19 protein-coding genes and 1 pseudogene are annotated in these 23,032 nt (G+C 60.6%); 1 reads left to right on the top strand and 19 read right to left on the bottom strand.

Annotated features, from left to right (window positions below):
• Positions 1-33: 33 nt before the first annotated feature.
• The 6 genes and pseudogenes from GHK62_RS28925 to GHK62_RS28900 form a co-directional block, all read right to left on the bottom strand.
• Positions 34-834, bottom strand: coding sequence for a PopZ family protein (locus tag GHK62_RS28925; protein WP_153442381.1), 801 nt, complete (start codon positions 832-834; stop codon positions 34-36).
• A 276-nt stretch (positions 835-1,110) separates the two neighbouring features.
• On the bottom strand, positions 1,111-2,481 hold the full coding sequence (gene tolC, locus GHK62_RS28920) for an outer membrane channel protein TolC (protein WP_153442380.1): 1,371 nt from the start codon (positions 2,479-2,481) through the stop codon (positions 1,111-1,113).
• 279 nt (positions 2,482-2,760) lie between these two features.
• Positions 2,761-3,420 (bottom strand): protein-L-isoaspartate O-methyltransferase family protein, encoded by a 660-nt coding sequence (locus GHK62_RS28915; protein ID WP_153442379.1) that lies wholly within the window; start codon positions 3,418-3,420, stop codon positions 2,761-2,763.
• 301 nt (positions 3,421-3,721) lie between these two features.
• Entirely contained in the window at positions 3,722-4,147 is a 426-nt protein-coding gene (gene exbD, locus GHK62_RS28910; RefSeq protein ID WP_153442378.1) for a TonB system transport protein ExbD, read from the bottom strand.
• Between the two features lie 4 nt (positions 4,148-4,151).
• Complete coding sequence (gene exbB, locus GHK62_RS28905; protein ID WP_153442377.1) at positions 4,152-5,150, bottom strand: tonB-system energizer ExbB; 999 nt, start codon at positions 5,148-5,150, stop codon at positions 4,152-4,154.
• A 184-nt stretch (positions 5,151-5,334) separates the two neighbouring features.
• Positions 5,335-7,759 (bottom strand): annotated as a pseudogene (locus tag GHK62_RS28900) (ComEC/Rec2 family competence protein).
• 322 nt (positions 7,760-8,081) lie between these two features.
• On the opposite strand from GHK62_RS28900, the gene gltA reads away from it, so the two are divergent.
• Complete coding sequence (gene gltA, locus GHK62_RS28895) at positions 8,082-9,371, top strand: citrate synthase (RefSeq protein WP_153442376.1); 1,290 nt, start codon at positions 8,082-8,084, stop codon at positions 9,369-9,371.
• Positions 9,372-9,401: 30 nt separating this feature from the next.
• Here the strand turns inward: gltA and lpxB are convergent, their stop codons facing one another.
• The 13 genes from lpxB to rpsB form a co-directional block, all read right to left on the bottom strand.
• Complete coding sequence (gene lpxB / locus GHK62_RS28890; RefSeq protein WP_153442375.1) at positions 9,402-10,586, bottom strand: lipid-A-disaccharide synthase; 1,185 nt, start codon at positions 10,584-10,586, stop codon at positions 9,402-9,404.
• Positions 10,583-11,464, bottom strand: coding sequence for an LpxI family protein (locus tag GHK62_RS28885; protein WP_184108819.1), 882 nt, complete (start codon positions 11,462-11,464; stop codon positions 10,583-10,585). The genes lpxB and GHK62_RS28885 overlap by 4 nt, the downstream gene beginning before the upstream one ends.
• Before the next feature lie 5 nt (positions 11,465-11,469).
• Positions 11,470-12,282, bottom strand: coding sequence for an acyl-ACP--UDP-N-acetylglucosamine O-acyltransferase (gene lpxA / locus GHK62_RS28880; protein ID WP_153442374.1), 813 nt, complete (start codon positions 12,280-12,282; stop codon positions 11,470-11,472).
• Positions 12,283-12,284: 2 nt separating this feature from the next.
• Positions 12,285-12,749 carry a 3-hydroxyacyl-ACP dehydratase FabZ gene (gene fabZ / locus GHK62_RS28875; protein ID WP_153442373.1) on the bottom strand — a complete coding sequence of 155 codons (465 nt, stop codon included), beginning with the start codon at positions 12,747-12,749 and terminating at the stop codon, positions 12,285-12,287.
• Positions 12,742-13,806 (bottom strand): UDP-3-O-(3-hydroxymyristoyl)glucosamine N-acyltransferase, encoded by a 1,065-nt coding sequence (lpxD, locus tag GHK62_RS28870; RefSeq protein WP_153442372.1) that lies wholly within the window; start codon positions 13,804-13,806, stop codon positions 12,742-12,744. Before lpxD ends, fabZ begins: the two co-directional genes overlap by 8 nt.
• Before the next feature lie 46 nt (positions 13,807-13,852).
• Positions 13,853-16,183 (bottom strand): outer membrane protein assembly factor BamA, encoded by a 2,331-nt coding sequence (gene bamA / locus GHK62_RS28865; protein ID WP_153442371.1) that lies wholly within the window; start codon positions 16,181-16,183, stop codon positions 13,853-13,855.
• A gap of 305 nt (positions 16,184-16,488) precedes the next feature.
• Positions 16,489-17,613 carry an RIP metalloprotease RseP gene (gene rseP, locus GHK62_RS28860; protein WP_153442370.1) on the bottom strand — a complete coding sequence of 375 codons (1,125 nt, stop codon included), beginning with the start codon at positions 17,611-17,613 and terminating at the stop codon, positions 16,489-16,491.
• Positions 17,614-17,791: 178 nt separating this feature from the next.
• Positions 17,792-18,625 carry a phosphatidate cytidylyltransferase gene (locus GHK62_RS28855; protein ID WP_153442369.1) on the bottom strand — a complete coding sequence of 278 codons (834 nt, stop codon included), beginning with the start codon at positions 18,623-18,625 and terminating at the stop codon, positions 17,792-17,794.
• Positions 18,625-19,368 carry an isoprenyl transferase gene (locus tag GHK62_RS28850; protein ID WP_153442368.1) on the bottom strand — a complete coding sequence of 248 codons (744 nt, stop codon included), beginning with the start codon at positions 19,366-19,368 and terminating at the stop codon, positions 18,625-18,627. Before GHK62_RS28850 ends, GHK62_RS28855 begins: the two co-directional genes overlap by 1 nt.
• A 35-nt stretch (positions 19,369-19,403) precedes the next feature.
• Complete coding sequence (gene frr, locus GHK62_RS28845) at positions 19,404-19,964, bottom strand: ribosome recycling factor (protein ID WP_153442367.1); 561 nt, start codon at positions 19,962-19,964, stop codon at positions 19,404-19,406.
• 51 nt (positions 19,965-20,015) lie between these two features.
• A complete protein-coding gene (pyrH, locus tag GHK62_RS28840) occupies positions 20,016-20,738 on the bottom strand; it encodes a UMP kinase (protein ID WP_153442366.1) in 723 nt (240 codons plus the stop codon).
• Between the two features lie 191 nt (positions 20,739-20,929).
• Positions 20,930-21,853: a translation elongation factor Ts gene (gene tsf, locus GHK62_RS28835; RefSeq protein WP_153442365.1), complete on the bottom strand. Its 924-nt coding sequence runs from the start codon at positions 21,851-21,853 to the stop codon at positions 20,930-20,932.
• Between the two features lie 253 nt (positions 21,854-22,106).
• Positions 22,107-22,874 (bottom strand): 30S ribosomal protein S2, encoded by a 768-nt coding sequence (gene rpsB, locus GHK62_RS28830; protein WP_153442364.1) that lies wholly within the window; start codon positions 22,872-22,874, stop codon positions 22,107-22,109.
• Positions 22,875-23,032 lie beyond the last annotated feature (158 nt).

Here is a 23,032-nt window from a genome sequence, read left to right as displayed (position 1 = left end):
GAATCATGCGGTAGCTCTCCGCAAAAGTGCGCCTCAGCGACGAGGGCCGCGCGCGACGCGTTCGATTTCCTCGCGCACCAAGCGCTCGACCAGGGTGGGCAGATTGTCATCCAGCCACTCCTGCAGCATCGGCCGAAGCATCGCTTCCGCAATCTCGTCGAAGGAACGCCTGGGGCCCTGCTCGACTGCGTGGGCAAGGTCTTTGAATGAGCGCGCTACCTGGCGGCTGACGGCCGGCGAAACGATAGCGCCCAGCGGCGTTTCTTCGCTGTCGGCCACTTTCTCCCTAACAGTTGCCTGTGACGACGCGCTGGGCTCGGGAACCATCCGTTCTGTGGCAACATCCCGGACGGCCTCGTCTTCCACTTTTCTGGCGCCTGCGTTCACCGGGGCCGCCGGCGAAGAGATCGCCGCCATTCGTGAGGTGACGACCGGATTATCCTGCACCGGAGGCATCGGGGCCGGGCCGACCTGATCCTTTGGCGCATAGTTCACCGCGTGACGTTCTGAAGCGGCTCGCACCCTTGCCGCGACATCGGCGAGCGAAAGCGGTGGCTGCGGCGAAGTCTGCGTTTCTGCGGCATCGCCGGTTGCTTCAGCCGGCGACACATATGACGGTGTGTTTGATGAAAGGCGAGGCTCTTCGGATGCGCGGAACGCAACGGCCTCGATTTCCGAGTCGATTGTCAGTTCGATCTCGTCACCGGCTTCGTCTTCGAACTCCTGCCGGACAGAGGATCCGATCTGCCCAGGCTCGTTGTTCTCGATGATCTTGCGAATGGACGCCAGAATCTCGTCCATCGAAGGTTCACGCGCGACATTGAGCTGTGCCATTTCCATCCTCGTTTGGTGCGGCAAAGACGGGCTTAAGATGCCTCCATGTGCCGATTTCAAACAGACCTTAAGTGAGTTCGCGGACGAAACAAACGTCACGAATCAACCACGGGGATTCTTGCACAGATTTGTTTTTCGGGGCAGATGCCGTCTGCCCCGCCAACTGCATGCTTCCTTAAATCGTGCCGATTCAAGGATAAGATCATGCAGCGGTTCAAAGCGTTACAGCGTCCTTTGCGCGCCTGATAAGACGCGCAGTGGCTCTAGCTCTCGCGGTCAGCGGCCGTCGACGGTCCGCAGACCGAACCACTTGTCCTTGACGGCTTCGTAGTGCTCTTCGGAGCGATATTCGGCAACGGCGAGACCCTGCGTCTTGACCGTCAGCCGGCCCATGGCGGCAAGCAGCGAATAGCTCGCCACGACGGCATCGCGCTGTGCGCCGGCGAGCGACTCCTGCGCGTCCAGAACGTCCTGCTGCGAATCGAGAACGTCGAGGGTCGTGCGCTGACCGACCTTGCGCTCCTCGATGACGCCCTCGAGCGCCAGGTTGGCGGCAGAAATCTGCGACCGGCTTGCGGTAATTCGCGCAAGCGCGGAGTCAAGCTGGGCGTAGGCCGAAACGACGGTCTGCTGAACCGAAGCACGCGCGGAATCGACGAGGATCCGCTGCTGGCCCAGAACTTCCTTGGCTTGACGAATCTGCCCGTATTCAACGCCGCCCTGATAGATCGGCACTTCCAGCCGAGCGGTGACGCTCGCTGTCGTATCGTCAAGGCCTGTCCCGGCATTTCCGGTGTTGCGGGTTACTGCCCCCTGGAGGACGACACCGGGCAGCATCGTGCCTTCGGCCGACTTCACCTGGAAGCCTGCCGAGTCGACAGCATACTGCGCAGCCAGAATCTGCGGATTTTCCCGCAAGCCTGTAGCCACCGCCTGATCGAGGGATCTCGGCATGCTCTTGCTGGCCGGCGCTGGCTGCCTGATTCCTGTCGGAGCCGCGCCAACGATCTGCACGTAGACCGCTTCGCTCTGCTTCAACTGAGCGATCGCGCTTACCAGCAAGGACTGCGCGTCGGCGAGTTGGGCCTCCGCCTGGCTCACGTCCGTGCGCGTTCCTTCACCTACCTCGAGGCGAGCTTGTGAGGCGTTCAACTGTTCCCTCAGGAACGCCAGGTTCTGCCTGCGAATTGAAACGACCTGCTGGTCGCGCGCGATATTGGCGTAGGCCTGCGCTGCCGCAAGAAGGATCTGGATTTCATTCGCCTTCAGCGATTCACGACTGGAAAAGACATTCGATTCAGCGGCTCTGACGTTGTTCAGTGTCTGAAACCCGTCGAAAATCATCTGGGTGATGCTGATACCGATCTGCCCGCTGTGAAAATCGCGCGTGCCGGTTTTCTCGATGTCAGTGCGGGTTAGCGTACCCGTCGCAGAGGCCGAAATCTGAGGCCGGAATCCGGACTTGGCGATCGGAACTCCTTCATCGGTGGCGCGAAGGCCGGCACGTGCGGCATTGAGATCTGGGTTGTTCGCATAGGCCTTGGCCATTGCGCCGGCGATCGTCTCTGCGAGCGCCGCGTGCGGCGCGATCAGTACACTGGTCGAGACAGCCGCCCACAAGGCTGCTTTGCGGACAATCGACACCATCTTCCCTCCGATCAACCGAGGCAGCAGTGCTGCCCCGCAATTATCAGCAAGTCCGCTCTGGCGACCTGCACAACGACTGTGGTGACGTGCTCGTGCCACCCGTTGGCGAGCAAATCACTACCCCTGCGCTCTTTGAAACCCGGATTCGGTCCTGCGACAACTGTCCACTGACGCTCTCAGCAGCCATTTCAAAAAGAAACAAAGGATACGTTGCCAATTGGCAACATTGCGATTTTGGTAACAACGCTTCTATGCTGAGCGCCACCAATATGAGGTGCCTCAGAAAACAAAAGAACGCTCGCGGCGAAATCCGGGAAGAGGTTTAACGGCCGTGTTAAAGTCCGACCGCTCCGAGACCCTGCCGAATCCGCGCACATAAAGTTTCGCACGAGATGCGTTACTAAATCCTTCCACCGTCACGAGACGCCCGCCGTCGCGAAGTTGCCCGAAAAGGCCCTCGGGGATCGTTTCCACCGCGCCATTAATGAAAATCACATCATAGGGCGATTCTGCGGCGTAGCCTTCGGCAAGGTTGCCGGTCACCACTGCAATGTTGTCATAGCCGAGGCGCGCGAGCGTTGCCGTCGCCGTCGCGGCGAGCCCCTCGTCGCTCTCCAGTGCGACAACAGAGCCGGCAATCAGAGATAGCAGTGCCGAGGCGTAACCCGTCCCGCAGCCGATCTCAAGCACGACATCGGACTTGGAAATTCCGGCGAGCTGCAACAGCTTCGCGAGCGGCGATGGCTCCATCAGATAGCGTGGCTCGGCCCCGCCAACGAGTTCGATGTCGGCATCGATGTAGGCCAGTTCCTTCAATTTCGCGGGCACGAACTCCTCGCGAGGCACGGAAAGGAAGGCGGACAGGACCGAATGGGAGGTCACGTCCGTGGTCCGGACCTGATTGTCCACCATCTTATTGCGCGCTGCTTCGAAGTTCATGGTACTGCCCTCGTGTCCCGGATAGGCGCGGCGCCGGTGTCCTGGAAATCCGCGCGATCTTGCATCTGGCTGCCGAAGCGCAGCCTGTTGCTTAAGCTCATAAATCGCCGCACCGCCGGTTTCAAGCGACAGCGACATTTCGGCAAGCAAAAAGGGAACGGTGGCAACGGCTCACGACAGAGCCGCATCACTTCCAGAACAGAAGAGGGCAAAGACGCGCCGGCTGATCGGGTGTCGTCTGCAAGACAGGCAGTCCCGCAAAAGCGTCACGACAAATCTTCAAACCAGCGGCTGCAGGCAGCTACCGCGCGGGCGCCGCCTCGAGACCGACAAGCGCGATCTTGCCGTAGCCCGCGCCTCGAATGAGATTCATGACCGTCATCAGCTCGCCGTAATCGACCAGACGATCCGCGCGCAGCAGCACGCGTGTTTCCGTGTTCCCGTTCGTCATCCGGTTGAGTTCGGAAACGAAGCTCTCGCGGGCCGTTTTCTCGTTGCCGATTGCCAGCGTCAAGTCTGCCTTCAGCGTCACGAAAACCGGCTTGTCGTCTCTTGGCGCGGGCTTGGCCACGGATTGCGGCAGATCGACCTTCATGTCGACGGTCGCCAAGGGTGCAGCAACCATGAAGATGATCAGCAGGACGAGCATGACGTCGATGAAGGGTGTTACGTTGATCTCGCTGTTCTCATCGAGATCGCCGCCACTTTCAGATATCTTTGCCGCCATCGCCTTATCCGATCCTGGCTATCGAAGCGTCGACATGGCCGTCGCGCCTGTGCGGCTGGGTCCTGCGCATGTGCCGATGGTCGAGGTCCCGGCTCACCAATCGCTCCACTGCGGCCGCCGCATCCGCCAGTATCAGCTTGTAGCCGCCTACAGACCGGGCGAAGTAGTTGTAGATCACCACCGCGGGGATGGCCGCGACGAGACCAATGGCCGTTGCCAGCAAAGCCTCGGCGATACCGGGCGCGACGATGGCGAGGTTGGTCGTCTGCGCTTTGCTGATGCCGATAAACGAATTCATGATTCCCCAGACCGTGCCAAACAGCCCGACGAAGGGACCAACCGAGCCGATTGAGGCCAGAATGCCGGTGCCACCGCTCATCCGCTTGCCGGCACGAACCTCGATACGGCCGAGCAGCGACGACACGCGCTCCTTGGTACCGCTAGCCGGGGCGTGGTCCAGAACCGCCTCCGAACGGGCCATTTCGTCATCAGCCGCCGCCACCATTTCCGCGGCAACGCCCGCCTTGCGGTCAAGCGCGGCCTTGACGTCGGCGAGCCCGTTCGCTGCGGAGAGCATCCGCACCGCGCGGTTCAACCGCGATTTTGCGCCAATGAGCTCTATCGTCTTCACCAGGAAGATCGCCCATGTGATGACGGATGCCAGCGCCAGGCCGATCATCACGCTCTTGACGACGATATCGGCGGCGAGAAACATGCCGAGCGGCGAAAGATCGTGCGGAAGGACTGGGTTTCCGCTAGCGCCCGGCGTCGGGGCGTCGACAGGTGCAGGCAGTTCCGGCGGCGCGGTGAAATTCGCTTGGCTCTCGCCGGCAGTAGGTGCCGTAACGGCGGGCGCCGCCGCGCCCTGCGCCTGCCCGGCAACCGCGGCGGAGGGATCTTGCTGTATTGTTTGGGCGAAGCCTGCCGAAACCGCTCCGGCAAGTGAAATGGCGAGCGTTGCCGCAAACAACACACTCAATTGCGGCCGGGTCCGGTGTGACATCTCGTTCCTCACATATTGTGTGCCTGTCTTGTCGCCTGACTGCGATGCAACCCCGGGACGAGCAAGCCCGCATGCTTTCGCAGGTTCTTTACGACGAACTATGACCGAATGGCAAGGATTTGTGGAGTAAAATAATCAAGAATAAGGGCGGTGTCGCATTCTTACGACCACTTATCAGGCGAATTCAGAAGCTGCCTTCGTCGGGTGAGAAGTCATCGCTACGCCAGTCGTACCGGCGATGACGTTGCCACGGCCTCCCCGTGGACGTGAACGACCTCACGATCCGCATGTGGAGCGGCGCTCCAGTCTGCTTCTCATCGGCGTAAATTTCCGATCGCGCCGCTACTCCGCAGAGTCTCAGCCGTCACAATCAGTGCCCGGCTCGATTTGCACGCCGGTAAGGGCCGCCGGCCGGCTGCGATGACGAGGTCAGCGGTCTCGCATAAGGACGGAAAGAATTCGGGGGCGTCGACGATGACGATGGTCCAGCCTTCACGGCTGCGGCCGGCGCACCATTCGCCCTTGCGGCAGATAAAGCCTCCAGGTTTCACAGATGACAGGATTTCAGCCGCATTCACCGCGCTTGCCGCAAGATCGCGTGGTTCCATCTTTGAGGCACGTTCGATGACCGGGGCAACATGATTGGAGGCGGCAAGCGCCCGCTGCCATTGCGAGAAGATAAAGCCCGGCGGGCGGGTCCGGTTGGTGGCGATGGCGTCTTCTGTAATCAGCCCAATCAGTTGGCCGTCTTCGGATATTACCACCGAGGGATGTTGCGCCTGGCGCTCCCATGCGATCGCCGCGCCGCCGAACACGATCAATACTGCTCCAATGAGCGCCAGCCGCGTTCGCAGCACACACAGCACGATTCCGCCGAACGCCGCCGGCGCAAAACCGGTCGCACCCACCCGACCCGTCACCCATTCGCCATTGAACGAAGCCACGTAGCGCGCTACCGCGAGCATCCAATCGAGCCCCTGCCCCATCACCACCAGGGGATAATATTCAAGCCCGAACGGCATTAGCAGCATGGCGAACAAGCCGAACGGCATGATGAGGATGCTGATCAATGGCGTGGTGAGGACGTTGGCGATCAATCCATAGGCCGGAAGCCGATGAAAATGGGCGGCGGCGTAGACTGCCGTCGCCAAGCCACCAATGAGAGATGTGGCGACGGTGCCAATGGCAAAATTGGACGCCGGCTCCCAGCGGCGCTCGCCAGTTGCTCGTTCCCGCTCCCGCATTCGATGTTCGCGCCAGCGGGCATAGCCTGCGACCAGAGCCAGGGTGGCGGCGAAGGACATTTGAAATCCTGGCCCGGCAACCGCCGACGGTGTCCAGGCGATAATGATAATTGCCGCCAGAGCGACATTCCGCAGGCTGATCGAAACCCTGTCGAAAAAGACGGCTATGAGCATGATGGAGATCATGATCCAGGAACGAAGCGCCGAGACTGCGCCACCGGCGATCAGGATGTAGAGCAGGACCATCACCAGCGCCCCCGCAGCGGCGATCTTCTTGATCGGCAGCCGTTCGGCCAGGCCCGGAACCAGACTCAACAGTGTCCGCGCTCCGACAAGAAAGGTCCCCGCCGCCAGAACCATGTTCAGCCCCGAAATAGCCAAAACATGCGACAGGCCGGCGGCTCGCAGCGTTTCGACTGTCTCGCGGCTGATGGCTCGCTCTTCCGCAGTGATGAGCGCCGCCGCGATCGCTCCCGTATCGCCGCCGACCACCGTCCGGATCCTCTCTCCAACGGCTTCACGCATGTCAGCAAGGAAGGCCTTGCCTCGCGCAAACAGGGACGTATCGGTGCGCGATGCGGCAACGTCCGCATATGGTACCAGTCGTGGAGCGCCGTAGAAGAATCCGACCGCTCCAACGCCTTTGAAAAAAGCGTCGAAGGCAAAGTCGTTCAACCCAGGCAGCGCGGGTCCCGAAGGCGGGGAAAGGCGCACCTTGCCCTCGATGATAGCCCCGACCGGAAATCCTTGGTGCTGACTTCGCGCCAGCAGTGTTGCTTTGGAGGGTGGTCTGCGAAGCCGAGGCCTGGAAGTTTCGGTGATCTCGGCCAGATATCGCCAGCGCCCCTTGTCATCCTGTTCGCGCGACAACACGCGTCCGCGAAGGTTCGTCGTCACCGGGCCATCGAGAACGACCGTGCCGAGGCGTGCGGTCTCCGCCGCGGACAGCAACATACCAGCAACGAAGATGAAAGGCGCGATCGCTATCGGCCGCCAAGGTGCGAAACGCCCTTGGCAGAGGAGCGCCGATATGCCGAAAACGCAAAGCAGCGCTGCAAGTTTGGCAATTCCGACGTCATACGCCAGTGTGAACCAAACGAGGGAGCCGAGCGCTAGAAGCACCGGGATCAGTACGAAGCCGTGCCCAAAATCAGCCTCCTCCTCCGCGGCCGCGCGCAATCGCCGGATGACCGAGGCGGCAGCCGCAGGGACCCTGTGATCCAGCGCCGAACCATTCAGTGGCCGTCGCAGCCGGCGCCCGGCCTGCGCTACCGGGGTATCGGCGGCGTGAACGGAGACTTGGCTGCCGATGAAAGGCGATGCGCGATGCAGCGCATCGAGCGTCGTCGGTCCTCGCTCTTCCATCCCCATTGCTGCCCGCTCTGCCCCTCTGCGGCTCTCGGCCGATCCTGCAACCAACTTCGCCGCATTGCAACCAGAAGATAAACTGCACAAAAAATCAGCAGAGCTATATAGAATGGTACCGCATTATCAGATTAACGATCATTGGTCCGCTTGGACATCTGGCCATATCGTGCGATTATTGCGTCGCCATATGCACATTTTCGCATCGCACCAATTTGCCTTTCGTACAGCTTGGCAGTCGAAAATAAATCATATAGCAAATTCGCAACGTTCAATTTCGTGGCATTTTTCTATGCCACGTTGCCATAAGACGGAGGCTCCCATGACAGAAAAAAGCGCGGTTGTAACATTCGATGGAAAATCGGCGGAACTGCCAGTGCGATCGGGATCCATCGGGCCGGACGTCGTGGATATCGGATCGCTCTACAAGCAGACGAAGATGTTCACCTACGATCCCGGCTTTACGTCGACGGCGTCTTGTGAATCCAAGATCACCTATATCGATGGTGACGAGGGCGTGCTGCTTCATCGTGGCTATCCGATCGAGCAACTGGCCGAACACGGCGACTTCCTCGAAGTGTGCTATCTGCTCCTCTACGGCGAACTGCCGACCAAGGCTCAGAAGGACGATTTCGACTATCGCGTGACCCACCACACGATGGTCCATGAACAGATGTCGCGCTTCTTCACCGGTTTCCGCCGCGACGCCCACCCGATGGCCGTCATGTGCGGGTGCGTCGGCGCGCTGTCGGCCTTCTATCACGACTCGACAGATATCACTGATCCGCATCAGCGCATGGTCGCGTCGCTGCGCATGATCGCGAAGATGCCGACGATTGCCGCCATGGCTTATAAATATCATGTCGGCCAGCCGTTCGTTTACCCGAAGAACGACCTCGACTACGCGTCGAACTTCCTGCGCATGTGCTTTGCAGTTCCCTGCGAGGAGTATGTCGTGAACCCGGTTCTCTCGCGCGCGATGGACCGGATCTTCATCCTGCACGCCGATCACGAGCAGAATGCATCGACCTCGACCGTCCGCCTCGCCGGCTCGTCGGGCGCAAACCCGTTTGCATGTATCGCGGCCGGCATCGCCTGCCTCTGGGGACCCGCTCACGGCGGCGCCAACGAAGCCGCGCTCAACATGCTCGCGGAAATCGGCACGGTCGACCGCATCCCGGAATATATTGCCAGGGCCAAAGACAAGAACGATCCGTTCCGCCTGATGGGCTTTGGCCATCGCGTCTACAAGCATTACGACCCGCGCGCGAAGATCATGCAGAAGACCACGCATGAAGTTCTCGCCGAGCTCGGCCACAAGGACGATCCGCTGCTCGAAGTGGCAATGGAACTCGAGCGCATTGCGCTGACCGACGAATATTTCATCGAAAAGAAGCTCTATCCGAATATCGACTTCTATTCCGGCATCACGCTGAAGGCGCTGGGCTTCCCCACCACCATGTTCACGGTGCTCTTCGCGCTTGCCCGCACTGTCGGCTGGATCGCGCAGTGGAACGAAATGATCGAGGATCCGGAGCAGCGCATCGGTCGCCCGCGTCAGCTCTATGTCGGCGCATCGCAGCGCGATTACGTCCCGGTCTCAAAGCGCTGAGCGGACATCCCGTCACATCAAGAAGCCCGGTCAGAGACGGCCGGGCTTTTTCTGTTGGAGATAATCGAAGACGATTTCCGCGGCCTTCTCGCCGGGCGGCCGGTCGGTCGCCATGCGCTCCTGCACGATGGCAAAGCCGTCAAGCATGGCACGGCGTTGCGGCGTGTCGCTCGAAAGCCGCTCGAACCAGCGTGTCAGCACCGCCGGCCGGATCATCTTGTTGAAATATTCCGGTACGACTGGAAAATCGGCGATCAGGTTCGGAAGTGCCGCAGTCCATATCCGAATCCGAGAATGCAGGAAGCTGACGAGCCAATCGGCTTTGTAGGTTGAAACGACGGGGATACCGGCAAGCGCAAGCTCGAGAATGACCGTCCCTGAAGCTGCAAGTGCGGCGTCGGCCTTTTCAAAGGCCTCCCACTTCCTGTCGGTTGCAACCGATATCTCGGGCTGCACCTTCCACGACGCCGTCAGTTCCTTCACCCGCCGCTCCTGCCGGGGAACAGTCGGCAAAAGAAAGCGCATGCCTTGATGGCGCGCCGCGAGTTCCTCGACGGTCTCGCCGAAAATCGGAAGCAAGCGGCTGACTTCACTCCCGCGGGATCCCGGAAGCAGGAGACAGGTCGCCGGCTCCAGCGGCCGTTCGGCGCGCTGCCTTTCGCGCCGCCGGGCACGAACCGACAAGACATTGATGTCGGACGCAAGGCGATGCCCGACATAGGTTGTCGACGGACCATCGAGCGTGCGCATCACCTCCGGCTCGAACGGCAGAACCGCAAGCACATGGTCGACATAGGCACGCATGCGCGGCGCGCGCTCGGGTTTCCACGCCCAGACGCTCGGGCAGACGTAATTGATCACCGGCAGATGTGGTAGCGCCGCGCGCACGCGCCGCGCTACGCGATGGGTGAAATCCGGGCTGTCGATGATGAGCAATGCGTCCGGCCGGGCCGCGATGATTGCGCGCGCTGTCTGGCGGATGCGCAGAATGAGCTTCGGCAATCGTGCAAGCACCTGCGAAAAGCCCATGATCGACAATTCGGAATAGTCGAACAGCGATGCCAGCCCCTCGGCTTCGAGCGCCTCGCCACCGACACCGACGAGTTCAAGCGGGCCTGCGAGACGCGGGCGAAGGGCGCGTACCAGATCGGCACCGAGCAAGTCACCCGAGACCTCCCCGGCTATCACAGCCAGTTTGTAGCCCTTGCCCGTCATCGGCGGCTGCCATACCTCCCACGCTCAACACCCAGGATGAACAGGCCGCTTTTGTCGGCCCTTTCGACAAGCTGCGACCGCTCGAGCACAAGTGCCCTGCCCGCTTCGACGGCAATGCCTGCAAGGCCCGCTGCCTCGGCGCCCGCAACTGTGGAAGGACCGATAGAGGGCAGATCAGCGCGTTCGTCCTGCTGCGGCTTGCAAAGCTTGACGAGCACGCCGCGACGACGGGTCGAGACCCGACCCTCCACCTTCAGCGCGGCAACGCGCGCCAGCATGGCGTCGGTGCCTTCAGCACCCTCGAGCGCGATCACCCGGCCGCCGACCGCGACGGCGCCCTGCCCGACATCGAGCGCTCCCAAGGCGTTGGCAGCGGCGATCCCAGCTTCAATGTCCCGCCGATCGTCATCCGTTGGCGTGTGGGCCCCAAGCGGGCCGGTGTCTGCGAGGAGATTGGGGACGACTTCCTGTGCGCCGATGACGCGGGCGCCGCTCGCTTCGATGAGATCCATCGCCATCCTCAAAACCGCGTCGTCACCACCGGACACCAGAGTCCGAAGCACACTCGGTACCTTGGCGAGCGTCCTCAGCGTGGGGCGGATATCACGCCATTCCGGTCGACGCCGAACTCCGCCGGAGAGCACAACACGGTCAATGCCCTCCTTCTCGAAGGTTCGGCTGATCGCGGCAAAATCACCGATGGCCAGAACGGCGTAGTCGAACCCCGTCCAATCGGCGTCCGCTTCGCGCGACAGCGCAATGATGAAAGGGTCTTCGCCCTGTCGCCGCGCGGCCTCCGCGACGTGATGCGGCAGCGCACCGGCGCCGGCAATGATCGCCAACCTGCCCCCCGTACCCGGCAGGCTGCGGGCTACCACTGCAGTCAACCTCTGTTGCCGCGGTTGGGCGACGACAGCGCGCGGTCGCTGTCTGCCGCAATGAAATCGAGGATCTCGAGCGCCGGCGGGCAATCGAGATACTCCGGCCGGATTGCCGCAGCATTGGCGCGGATAGATTCCGGTCCCTCGAAAATCTGCTTGTACGCCCGCCGCACCGCATGGATCGTCGCGCGGTCGATGCCAGCGCGCGTCATGCCGACGACATTGAGACCGCTCAGAACGCCGGGATTGCCGTTGAGCATGCCATAGGGAATGACGTCGTAGCTTACCGCCGAGAGCCCGCCGATAAAGGCCTGCCTGCCAATGCGCGTGAACTGGTGAACCGCCGAACCGCCGCCGAGAATGGCGCGGTCGTCAACGATCACGTGCCCCGCCAGCATCACGTTGTTGGACAGGATGATGTTGTTTCCGAGCCGGCAATCATGCGCAACGTGGGAATTGGCCAGAAACAGGTTGTTGTTGCCGACGATCGTGCTGCCCCCATGCTCGACGGTGCCCGTGTTCATCGTCACACCTTCGCGGATGGTGCAGTTCTCGCCGATGACCAGCGTCGTATTCAGGGCGCTGTGATGCACGCTTTGCGAATCGCCGCCGATGACGGCGGACGGGAAGATCTTCGTCCCCTTGCCGACGGTCGTGCGCCCGATGACGACGACATGGCTCAGGAGTTCGACGTCGCCTCCCAGAACGACATTCGGCCCGATATGGCAAAAAGGACCGACCTTCGCGTTCTCCCCGATCACCGCCCCATCCTCGATAACGGATGACGGGTGGATCTTCGCAGTCGATGCAATCATTTTCAGGCGTCTTCCTTGCTGACAATCATCGCGCCGATATCAGCTTCCGCGACAAGTTGCCCGTCAACTTTTGCATCACAGTGAAACTTCCAGATATTGCCACGTTGCTTCTGTTTCACGACATGGAATTCGACCCGGTCTCCCGGCACGACAGGCTTGCGGAATCGGGCATTGTCGATGGTCATGAAGTAGACGAGATTGTCGCCGATCCCGGTCTTGCGGGCGCAGATGGCGCCAGCGGTCTGCGCCATGCCTTCGATCAGCAACACGCCCGGCATAATCGGCTTTCCGGGGAAATGTCCCGTGAAATGCGGTTCGTTCGCCGTCACGTTCTTGATCCCGATCGCCGAATTGTCGGCGTCGATCGCTATGATGCGGTCGACAAGCAGGAACGGGTAGCGATGGGGAAGAAGGGTCAGGATTTCCTGAATATCCGCCGTGCCGAGTACCGTTGCAGCCTCATTCATCCTTGCCACCCTTCTTCTTCTGTCTTTCGCTGGCGCGCATCGCCATCTCGGCAATGTCGCGCAGAAAATCCCGCATCGGGCGTGCGGGGATCCCACCGTAACGCTCGCCGGCCGGCACATCGCTCGCCACACCGCTCATCGCGGCGATCTGCACGCCATCTCCGATGGCAATGTGGCCATTGACACCGCTTCCGCCGCCGATCATCACGCCGTCGCCAATCTTCGTACTGCCGGCGATGCCGACCTGGCTGACGATGCCGCAATAGCGACCGATGCGGACGTTGTGTCCGATCTGGACGAGGTTGTCGATCTTCGTGCCCTCGCCGATCACGGTGTCATCCATGGTGCCGCGATCGATTGTCGTGTTCGCACCGATCTCGACGTCATCCTGGATGATCACGCGACCGACCTGAACGATCTTGATCATTCCGCCCTTGGGGCCTGGCGCGTAGCCGAAGCCGTCCTGGCCAATGCGCGCACCGGGATGAATGATGACGTTGTTGCCTATCAGCGCGCAAAGGATGCTGGCTCCGGCGGAAATCGTGCAATCGCGGCCGATTCGGACATTCGGCCCGATGACGGCTCCCGCCCCAATCCGCGTTCCGCTGCCGATCTCGGCGCCGGCACCGATGACAGCCATCGGTTCGATCTCGACACCACCCTCAAGTCGGGCGGTTGGATCGACAAACGTGCCCGCAGCAATGCCGCGCTCGCTTGTATTGTAGGATGGTCGCATGGCCATTTCGTGAAGCAGAGCGCCCACGAGCGCGAAGGCCGTATGCGGTTTCGCAGTCAAGAGAACCGGGATGTTATCCGGAACGATTGACGCAATCGCCTTGTCGCAGATGATTGCCGAGGCATGACAATCATTTAACTCGTCGCGGTTCTTACGCGAGAGCATATAACAAACATCGCCCGATTTGGCGCGGTAAACCGGTGCGACCGCGTGGATCAAGCGATCCGCCGCAGCGGCATCCGACAACTCCGCCCCAATTCGATTCGCCAAGTCACCCAAGCGAATCCCCTGATGGGGCGGAAAAAACCAGTTCTGTTCCATAGACACTCCAGAACGATTTTGGACAGCAGTTCTGGACTGCTCTTTATCAGAACGACGAGTTAATGCCGAACTTGAAGTTCTGGATTTCGTCGAAATCTTCCTTCGCAACCGGCACGGCGTAATCCACACGCAGCGGCCCGAAGGGCGAGGCCCAGATCAGGCCGACGCCGACGGAGGCGCGCAAGGAGGCATCCTCGCCGCGAACGGACTCTCCGGGGCCAACGGCGACATCGTTGCCATAAAGCGTGCCCGCATCGACGAAGAGCGCACCGCGGAAGCCGCTATCACGCGGGAGACCCGGCAGCGGGAACGACGTTTCCGCAGAGGCTGTAAAGTAGGTCGTTCCACCGAGCGCGTCGCCGTTGTTGACGCGCGGACCAAGGCCGTTGCGCTCAAAGCCACGGATATCGTTGCTCCCCAACTGGAACTGGTCGAAGACTTCCATTGAACCGGACGTCTTGAACAAGTGTCCTGCACTTCCGCCAAGCGACGCGATGATGTCCGCCTCGTCGTTCACCGTGTAGTACCACTTGGCCTTACCCGTCAGCTTGTAGAAATCGGACGAGCCACCCAAGCCGGCGAACTCCTGCGTGACCGAGGCGAGAATGCCCTCGTGCGGGAGCTGCGCGTCGTCCAGTGTGTTGTAGGTGATCGACTGAGAGACCGACGAGCGGGTCCACGGGCTGCCGTCGATTGCACGGTCATAGGGAGTCGACAATTCGTCCTTGTCGCCGAAGTATTCGAACTCCGTGTAGTTATAGCGCAGCGTCGTTGACAGAGCCTCGGTGATCGGCGCTGTCACGCGCAGACTGAAACCCTGATCGTTGTAGCTGTAGTGATCGTCGTCAAAGTCGTTTTCGTTCTTGAAAAGATCGAAGCCCGCGGCCAGACGATAACCGAGGAAATAAGGCTCGGTGAACGAAACGTTATAGGTTTGGCTGTCTTCACCCTTGCCGGCGGCAAGGCGAATATATTGTCCGCGACCAAGGAAGTTCTTCTCCTCGATCGAGGCCTCGACGAGGAAGCCGCCACCACTGCCGGCGGAATAACCGCCACCGATGCCGAACGAACCGGTCGACTGGTCCTGCACATCGACGACAATCACAACCCGGTCTGCGGCACTGCCCGGCTGGGTCGAAATATTCACGCTCGAGAAATAGCCGAGAGCCTCGAGCCGGCGCTTTGCCCGAGCGATCATTTCCTGGTTGAAGGCATCGCCTTCGCCGACATCGAACTCACGGCGAATAACGTAGTCACGCGTGCGCGTGTTGCCACGGATCTCAATGCGCTCAACGTAGGCGCGCTCACCCTGGTCGACCAGATAGTCGACGGCGATCGTGTGATTGGCAAGGTCACGGTTGCCGCGCGGCGTGACGCGAGCGAACGGATAGCCCTCCGAAGCAACACGCTTCGAAATTTCGCGCATCGTGTCCTGAACATCCTTCGCCTTATAGACGGAGCCTTCGCGGCTCTGGATCAACCCCCTCAACTCTTCGGCGTCGACACCTTCGACCGTCGACTCGACGTTGACCGCGCCGAAGTCGTAACGCGGACCTTCCTCGACGGTGATCGTCACCGTGTATTCGTTGGTCTCTTCGTTGAGCACGGCGTCGGACGAGATCACCTGGAAGTCGGCATAACCGCGGTTGTAATAGAATTGACGCAGCAGCTCTTCGTCGGCGCGCAGCTTGTCCGGATTGTAGACGTCCTTACGGGTCAGAAACGAGAAAATGCCCGATTCCTTGGTCGCAATCACCGACTGCAGGCGGCCGTCGCTGTAAGCTTCGTTGCCGACGAAATTGATCTGCGAAATCTTGGTGCGTTCGCCCTCGTTGATGACGAAGGCAAGGTTCACGCGCCCTTCCGCAATCGGCACGACCTGCGTCGTCACGGTGACGTCGCTACGACCAATCGCAGCATAGGCGGCCTTGATGGCCTGAATATCGCTTTCGACGGTCGCCTCACTGTACGGACCGAGCGGCTGGGTCCGCACCAAACCCTGAAGCTTATCGTCCTTGATCTTGCGGTTGCCGTTGAAGACGACCTGGTTGACGAGCTGATTCTCGCTGACGGTGACGACGAGCGTGCCGCCGGCGACATTGATGCTGACGTCGGAGAAATAGCCAGTTGCATAAAGGCGCTTCACCGAGGCATCGATATCGGCGTTGCTGAAGTTCTTGCCCGGGACAATCGTTATGTTTGCGCGCACGGTGTCCGCGCTTACGCGCGTTGCGCCCCGCACCTCAACACGATTGATGACCGCGGCTTGCGCGACGGACGTGCCTGCGAACACCCCAACACCGGTACCCGTGGCAACCATGCTTGCTGACAGCGCAAACGCCGACACCGCGTTCAAAAACCTTGAACCAGCTTTCATGTTAAATTCTTACCTTTTCCCAACGTCCCGCGGCAATTTCGTACCGACTCCGGTCACGGTTGCCGTTTTACCCGCTTTTGCCATACAAGCAAGCCAGCTAGTTAAATTCTGTTTACTTCAATTCGAACCGTGGCTTAACCGCCACTACGGATTCGACTTATCGTAAACAAATCCTTGCGGCGCAAGCCATTGCGCGTCACGTGTTCACAATATCCGAAAGGTTGTTCCTTCCCTCCAAGGACCCGGAAAGGAAGAAGAGCGCAGGCAGGCCTACGGGCGACGCCACACGTCTTCGGAATCCGGTTTCAGCCGAATAGCCAATTGATGTCGTTCCACGCCGCGAAGACCGTAAGCATCAGCACCATCGCAAATCCGATGCGGAAAGCGATATCCTGTGCAGCAGGCCCGACCGGTTTGCCGCGCAACGCCTCCACCGCATAGAACATGAGGTGGCCACCATCAAGCACGGGCACAGGCATGAGGTTAAGCAATCCTATAGAAACTGAAAGAACCGCTGCGAAGTTCAGCACTTCGGCAACCCCAAGCTTCGCCATCTGCCCGGACATCTGCGCGATACGGATCGGTCCGCCCACCTGATCGGCCTTCATGCGGCCAACGACCAGGTTCGACAGGTAGTCGAACGTGCCGGTGACGATCCGCCAGCTTTGCAGGGCTCCCTGCCCGACTGCTTCCAGCGGTCCATAGGTTTCGATTCGGAAGTTTCCGACCTCCTGATTTGTTCCGATACCGATCTTGCCTTCTTCCACCTTGTTGCCCAGCGGGTCTACGGATTCGGTGCGCTGCGGCACCATCCGCAGGTCTATCGGTGAACCTTCGCGCTCGACGCGAACCGTGATCGGCATTTCCGGTCGGACGCTGACGTAGCGTCGCACATCGTCAAAAGTCACAATCGGCGTTCCGTCGATTGAAACAAGCCTGTCGCCCAGCTTGACGCCTGCCTTCTCCGCCGCGCTGCCGGGCGCCACCAAAGCCACGACCGGATCGGCAACGGCCCGCCCGTAGACCGAGAAGAGAACGGCAAAAATCGCAATCGCCAGCACGAAATTGGCAATCGGTCCGGCCGCGACAGTCGCAGCCCGTTTCCAAAGCTTCGCCCCCAGGAATGTGCGAGCACGCTCTTCCGGTACAATTGCCTCGATACGCCGATAGTCCGGCGTGCTCGCTGCATCGTCGTCTCCGAAGAACTTCACGTAGCCGCCGAGCGGAATCGCGCAGAATTTCCATCGGGTGCCGCGACCATCGGTCCAGCCGAAGAGTTCTGGCCCGAAGCCGACGGAAAAGGCGAGAATACGGATACCTGACCAGCGGCCCACCAGGTAGTGTCCCAGCTCATGAACGAAGACCAAGAGGGTCAGCAGGAACAGGAAGGTGGGTATAGCGTATTGCAGATTTTCAAGCAGCATGCTCATTGGCAATTCCTAACGCATCCGCTGTAGCGACATCGCGCATTCCACTGCTACAGCGTCCTTTGCACGTCTGGTAAGACGCGCGGCGCTACAGAGATGCGCGACTGCCGCGGTCACACTTTGCATCCTTATATAATCTACCCTCAATTCAAATTCGACCTAAGGGATTATGTGGCAGGCCTCAAAGGCCCAACAGAACGGAACCGAAGGCGACTGCGCGGCCGCCGGCAGAAAGGATCTGGGCCAAAACCAGAACCAGCGCGGCAACACACGCGAATATCAATCCGTCGACCCGGTCCATGACCCCGCCATGCCCCGGGATGAGGTGGCTCGAATCCTTGACGCCGAAACGACGCTTGATGAAAGATTCGAACAGATCCCCAATCTGGCTGGAGACTGACAGCACCAGCGCGATGATCGGGATGCGAAAATCCTGCAGGGAGAAATGAGCCATGAAGACGGCAACACCCGCAAGCACGCCGCAGATCGTCCCGCCCAGCGCTCCGGACCAGGTTTTCCCGGGGGATATGGCCGGCGCCAGTTTCGGCCCACCGATTGCCCTGCCGGTAAAATAAGCGAAGATGTCCGTCCCCCAGACGACGGCGAACACGAAAAGCATCGCCACCAGCCCGAGATAATCTGCGCCGCGGATCGCCGCGAGCGAAACCGCCGTCAAACCCGCATAGACTATGCCGCCCGGCAGCCACCAGCTCGTGTTGCGGATCAACACCCAAAGCCCGGCGAGAACCGAAAAGGCGGCGAGGACCGGCAGGCTGAGATGGATGTAATCGAACAGCACGAGGACTGCGATTACGATCTGGGAAAGCCACCCGAACGCATTGCCCTGAAAGTCGCCCTCAGCGAGCTTCGTAATGGTCGACCACTCGTAATAGACCAGCAAACCGATCGCGACGGACAGGAACTGGAAGGCAAGGCCGCCTGCCCAGGTCGCACCGAGAGCCACCGCCGCAAGCACTATTCCGGAGGCGATGCGCAGCTTGAGTTCAGACTGCATCAGGAGCCGACCGCCAGCGTCGGTTGCGAGAGACCGCCGAAACGGCGTTCGCGGCTGGCATATTTCTCGATGGCGGCAAGGAATGTTTCACGCGTGAAATCCGGCCAAAGTTCTGGAATGAACAGCAATTCCGAATAGGCTCCTTGCCAAAGCAGAAAGTTGGAGAGGCGCTCTTCGCCGCTCGTCCGCAGAATCAGGTCCGGATCGGGGATGCCGGCGGTGTCGATCGTTGCGTTGATCCTGTCCGTCGTGATCTCGTCCGGGCGGAGGCGACCGGCGGCCACCTCTGTCGCGAGACGACGCATGGCCCTCGCCAATTCGTCTCTCGCGCCATAGTTGAAAGCGATCACCAAGGTGATCCCGGTGTTCGCGCTCGTCGTCTCCTCCGCCTCGATCAGCAACGGAAGAATGTCGCCCCTGAGATTTGCACGGTCGCCTATGACGCGGATGCGGACGTTCTCGCGGTGCAGGTCGGCGAGATCGCGTCGTATGAACGCCTTGAGCAAGCCCATGAGGTCCGTGATCTCAGCCTCGGGCCTGCTCCAGTTTTCCGACGAGAATGCGAAAAGCGTGAGGTAGCGAATGCCGAGTTCGGCGGCCGTCTTGACCGCAGCCCGCACGGCCTCGACGCCCTTTCGATGTCCCATCGTGCGCGGTAGTCCGCGCGCGTTTGCCCATCGACCGTTGCCATCCATGATGATGGCAACGTGGTTCGGTACGTTTGCGGGGATGAACTCTGGCATTGGCGGTCCAAAAAAGAGACTCAGATCATCACGCGTCAGACCTGCATGATTTCCTTTTCCTTCTCGGCGAGCAAGCGGTCGATCTCGGAAATTGTTTCGTCGGTCATCTTTTGGACGCGCTCGGACTGAGCACGGTGGATATCTTGACCGATCTCGCCATCCTTTTCGGCTTTTTTCAGGTCGTCCATGCCGTCACGGCGAACATGGCGGACGGCCACCTTGCTCTTCTCGGCGTAGTCGTGCGCGACCTTGACGAGAGACTTGCGGCGTTCCTCGTTCAACTCCGGCAGCGGAATACGCAGGTTCTGGCCGTCAACGATCGGGTTCAGGCCAAGGTTCGATTCCCGGATCGCGCGCTCAACGGCGCCAACCATGGATTTGTCCCATACCGAGACGGACAGCATCCGCGGCTCCGGAACCGTGATGTTGGCAACCTGGTTCAACGGCATGCGCGAGCCGTAGGCTTCGACGGTCACCGGATCGAGAACGTTGGCCGATGCGCGGCCGGTGCGAAGCGACGCTATGTCATGCTTGAATGCGGAGATCGCTCCGTCCATGCGGCGTTTCAGTTCCTTCAGGTCCACACCTTCACTCATGGTTCAAGACTCCCGTTCCTGTCTTCAATGGCCCAAAGGGCCTTCAAACTGTCAATTGTCCGTGACGATGGTCGCATGACCGCCACCGGTCAATATCTCTGCAAAACCACCCTTCTCGTGGATCGAGAAAACGACAATCGGAATGGCATTTTCGCGTGCAAGCGCCACCGCGGCAACGTCCATCACGGCCAATCCTTTCTCCAGAACCTCGCTGTGGGTGAGCCGATCGAACCGGGTAGCCGTCGGGTCCTTCTTCGGATCGGCAGAGTAAATGCCGTCGACCTGCGTTCCCTTGAAGATCGCTTCTGCGCCCATCTCTGCTGCTCGAAGTGCCGCGGCGGAGTCCGTCGTGAAGAACGGATTGCCCGTTCCTCCAGCGAAGATGACCACGCGGCCAAGCGAGAGATGATATAGGGTGGCGCGCTGCGAAAAACTCTCACAAATTTCCGGCATGGCGATGGCCGAAAGCACGACGGTGTCGATGTCCAGCTTGCGCAACGACGTCGCGAGCGCGAGCGCATTGATCACCGTCGCCAGCATGCCCATGTGGTCGCCGGTTACCCGGTCGCCACCCTTCGACGCGACTGCGACGCCGCGGAAGATATTGCCGCCACCGACAACGACGCCGACTTCGACGCCCATGTTACGCGCTTCGGCGATATCCGACGCGATCCGGTCGGCGACCGCCACGTCGATGCCGAAGCCCTGGCTTCCCATCAAGGCTTCACCGGAGGCTTTGAGAAGAACACGCTTGTAGATTGGCTTGGCCGACATCATCGCTCCTGAACAGATCGGCACGCCTGTGCGGAAGGCGGTGCACAGCGGCATAAGGATATATCGTGTTGCGCGGTATCGACCGCCCGGCCACAAACCGGCGGGTCCGACGCTTTGACGAATGCCGGATACACGAAGGGCATCGCGTTGTCACGCGATGCCCCCATGTTTTCCCAATAAGGGTGAAGAAATCAGCCCTTGGCAGCAGCGGCGACTTCCGCAGCGAAATCGGACTCTTCCTTCTGAACGCCTTCGCCGAGCAGCAGGCGGGCGATGCCGGCAACCTCGATCGGCGCACCGACGGTCTTTTCCGCTTCCTTGATCGCTGCCTCGACGGTCTGGTCGGGGTTCATGACGAAAGCCTGCGAAAGAAGAGCGACTTCCTCGAAGAACTTGCGCATGCGGCCTTCGACCATCTTCTCGATGATGTTGTCCGGCTTGCCCGAAGCGCGCGACTGCTCGATAAAGACGTTGCGCTCGCGTTCGGCCACCGCCGGGTCGATTTCGCTCGGGCGGACCGCCAGCGGGTTGGTCGCAGCGACGTGCATCGCAACCTGGCGACCGATCGCATTCAGTGCTTCCTTGTCGCCGGTCGACTTCAGAGCGACCAGCACGCCGAGCTTGCCGAGACCGTCAGCAACCGAATTGTGAATGTAGGTCGCGACGACGCCATCGTCGACCGACAGCAGCGCGGCACGGCGCAGCGTCATGTTTTCGCCGATCGTCGCAATCGCGTCGGTGATCGTATCGGCAACGGACTTGCCGGTGGCCGGATACTTGGCAGCGCTGATTGCGTCGACCGAACCATCGGTTCCGACGGCGACGGCTGCGACGCCGCGGACGAGGTCCTGGAAGGCGTCGTTGCGGGCGACGAAGTCCGTTTCCGAGTTGATCTCGACGACCACGGCCTTGTCGCCGGCGCTGGCGATGCCGATGAGGCCTTCGGCAGCCGTGCGGCCCGACTTCTTGTCGGCCTTGGCGATGCCTTTGGCGCGCAGCCAGTCGATCGCCGCTTCCATGTCGCCATTGGTTTCAGCAAGCGCCTTCTTGCAATCCATCATGCCTGCGCCGGTCTTTTCGCGCAGTTCCTTCACCATTGCGGCAGTAACACTCATCTTCTTGCCTCTTTGTCTGTTTGGCTGGCGCGCTCACTATCGATGGCGCAATGCCAGGAGGTTTTGGCAGGGAATGGCTTTTCAATGTGACATCGTGATGAACGCTTCATCGCGATGATGCGCGGGCGAGATATTGTAGACCCGATCACGCCATTTCCGGCTGAAAAGAACGAGGCCGTTCAGATTTCCATCACAAACGGCCTCGTCCGACATTTCATTGGGTACGGCGGCCTTGAGCCACCGTCCGGCCAGATCAGGCCTCGGACGATTCGTCGAGAGCCGGTTCGACCGGAGCCTCGACCGATGCACCGAGGTCGCGGCCCGCGGCGCCCTGCTGACGGGCGATGCCGTCGATGGCAGCGCGAGCGATGAGATCGCAGTAAAGCGCGATGGCACGCGATGCGTCGTCATTGCCCGGGATCGGGTAGTCGATCTGGTCCGGATCGCAGTTGGAGTCGATGACGGCGACAACCGGAATGCCAAGGCGCTTGGCTTCGTCGATCGCGATCGATTCCTTGTTGGTGTCGATGATGAACATCAGGTCCGGCGTGCCGCCCATGTCGCGGATACCGCCGAGCGCGCGGTTCAGCTTCTCGCGCTCACGCTCGAGGTTCAGGCGCTCCTTCTTCGTGAAGCCCGAAGCTTCCGAAGCGAGGATGTCGTCGAGCTTGCGCAGGCGCTGGATCGAGTTGGAAATGGTCTTCCAGTTGGTCATCATGCCGCCGAGCCAGCGAGCATTGACGTAGTACTGGGCAGAGCGCTTCGCCGCGTCGGCGATGATTTCCGAAGCCTGGCGCTTCGTGCCGACGAAAAGCACGCGGCCGCCATTGGCCACGGTGTCGCTGACAACCTGCAGGGCGCGCGAGAACATCGGGACAGTCTGGGCGAGGTCGATGATGTGGACGTTGTTACGGTCGCCGAAGATGTACGGCTTCATCTTCGGGTTCCAGCGATGCGTCTGGTGGCCGAAGTGAACGCCTGCTTCAAGAAGCTGGCGCATAGTAAAATCAGGCAATGCCATGCCTTTTTCTCCTTTTCCGGTTGAACCTCCGCAAGGCGTCGAGCGCATCTTTGCTGCGCCCACCGGTGGAACAATCCGGATTTCTCCCGGAAAATCCCGTGCCTCACGTGTGGAATGGGCAGCCCCTTAACCGCAACTGCCCGATAAATCAAGACTGG

The sequence above is a fragment of the Sinorhizobium terangae genome, from assembly GCF_009601505.1.
Taxonomy (GTDB): domain Bacteria; phylum Pseudomonadota; class Alphaproteobacteria; order Rhizobiales; family Rhizobiaceae; genus Sinorhizobium; species Sinorhizobium terangae.
This window is presented reverse-complemented; position numbering and strand designations above follow the sequence as displayed.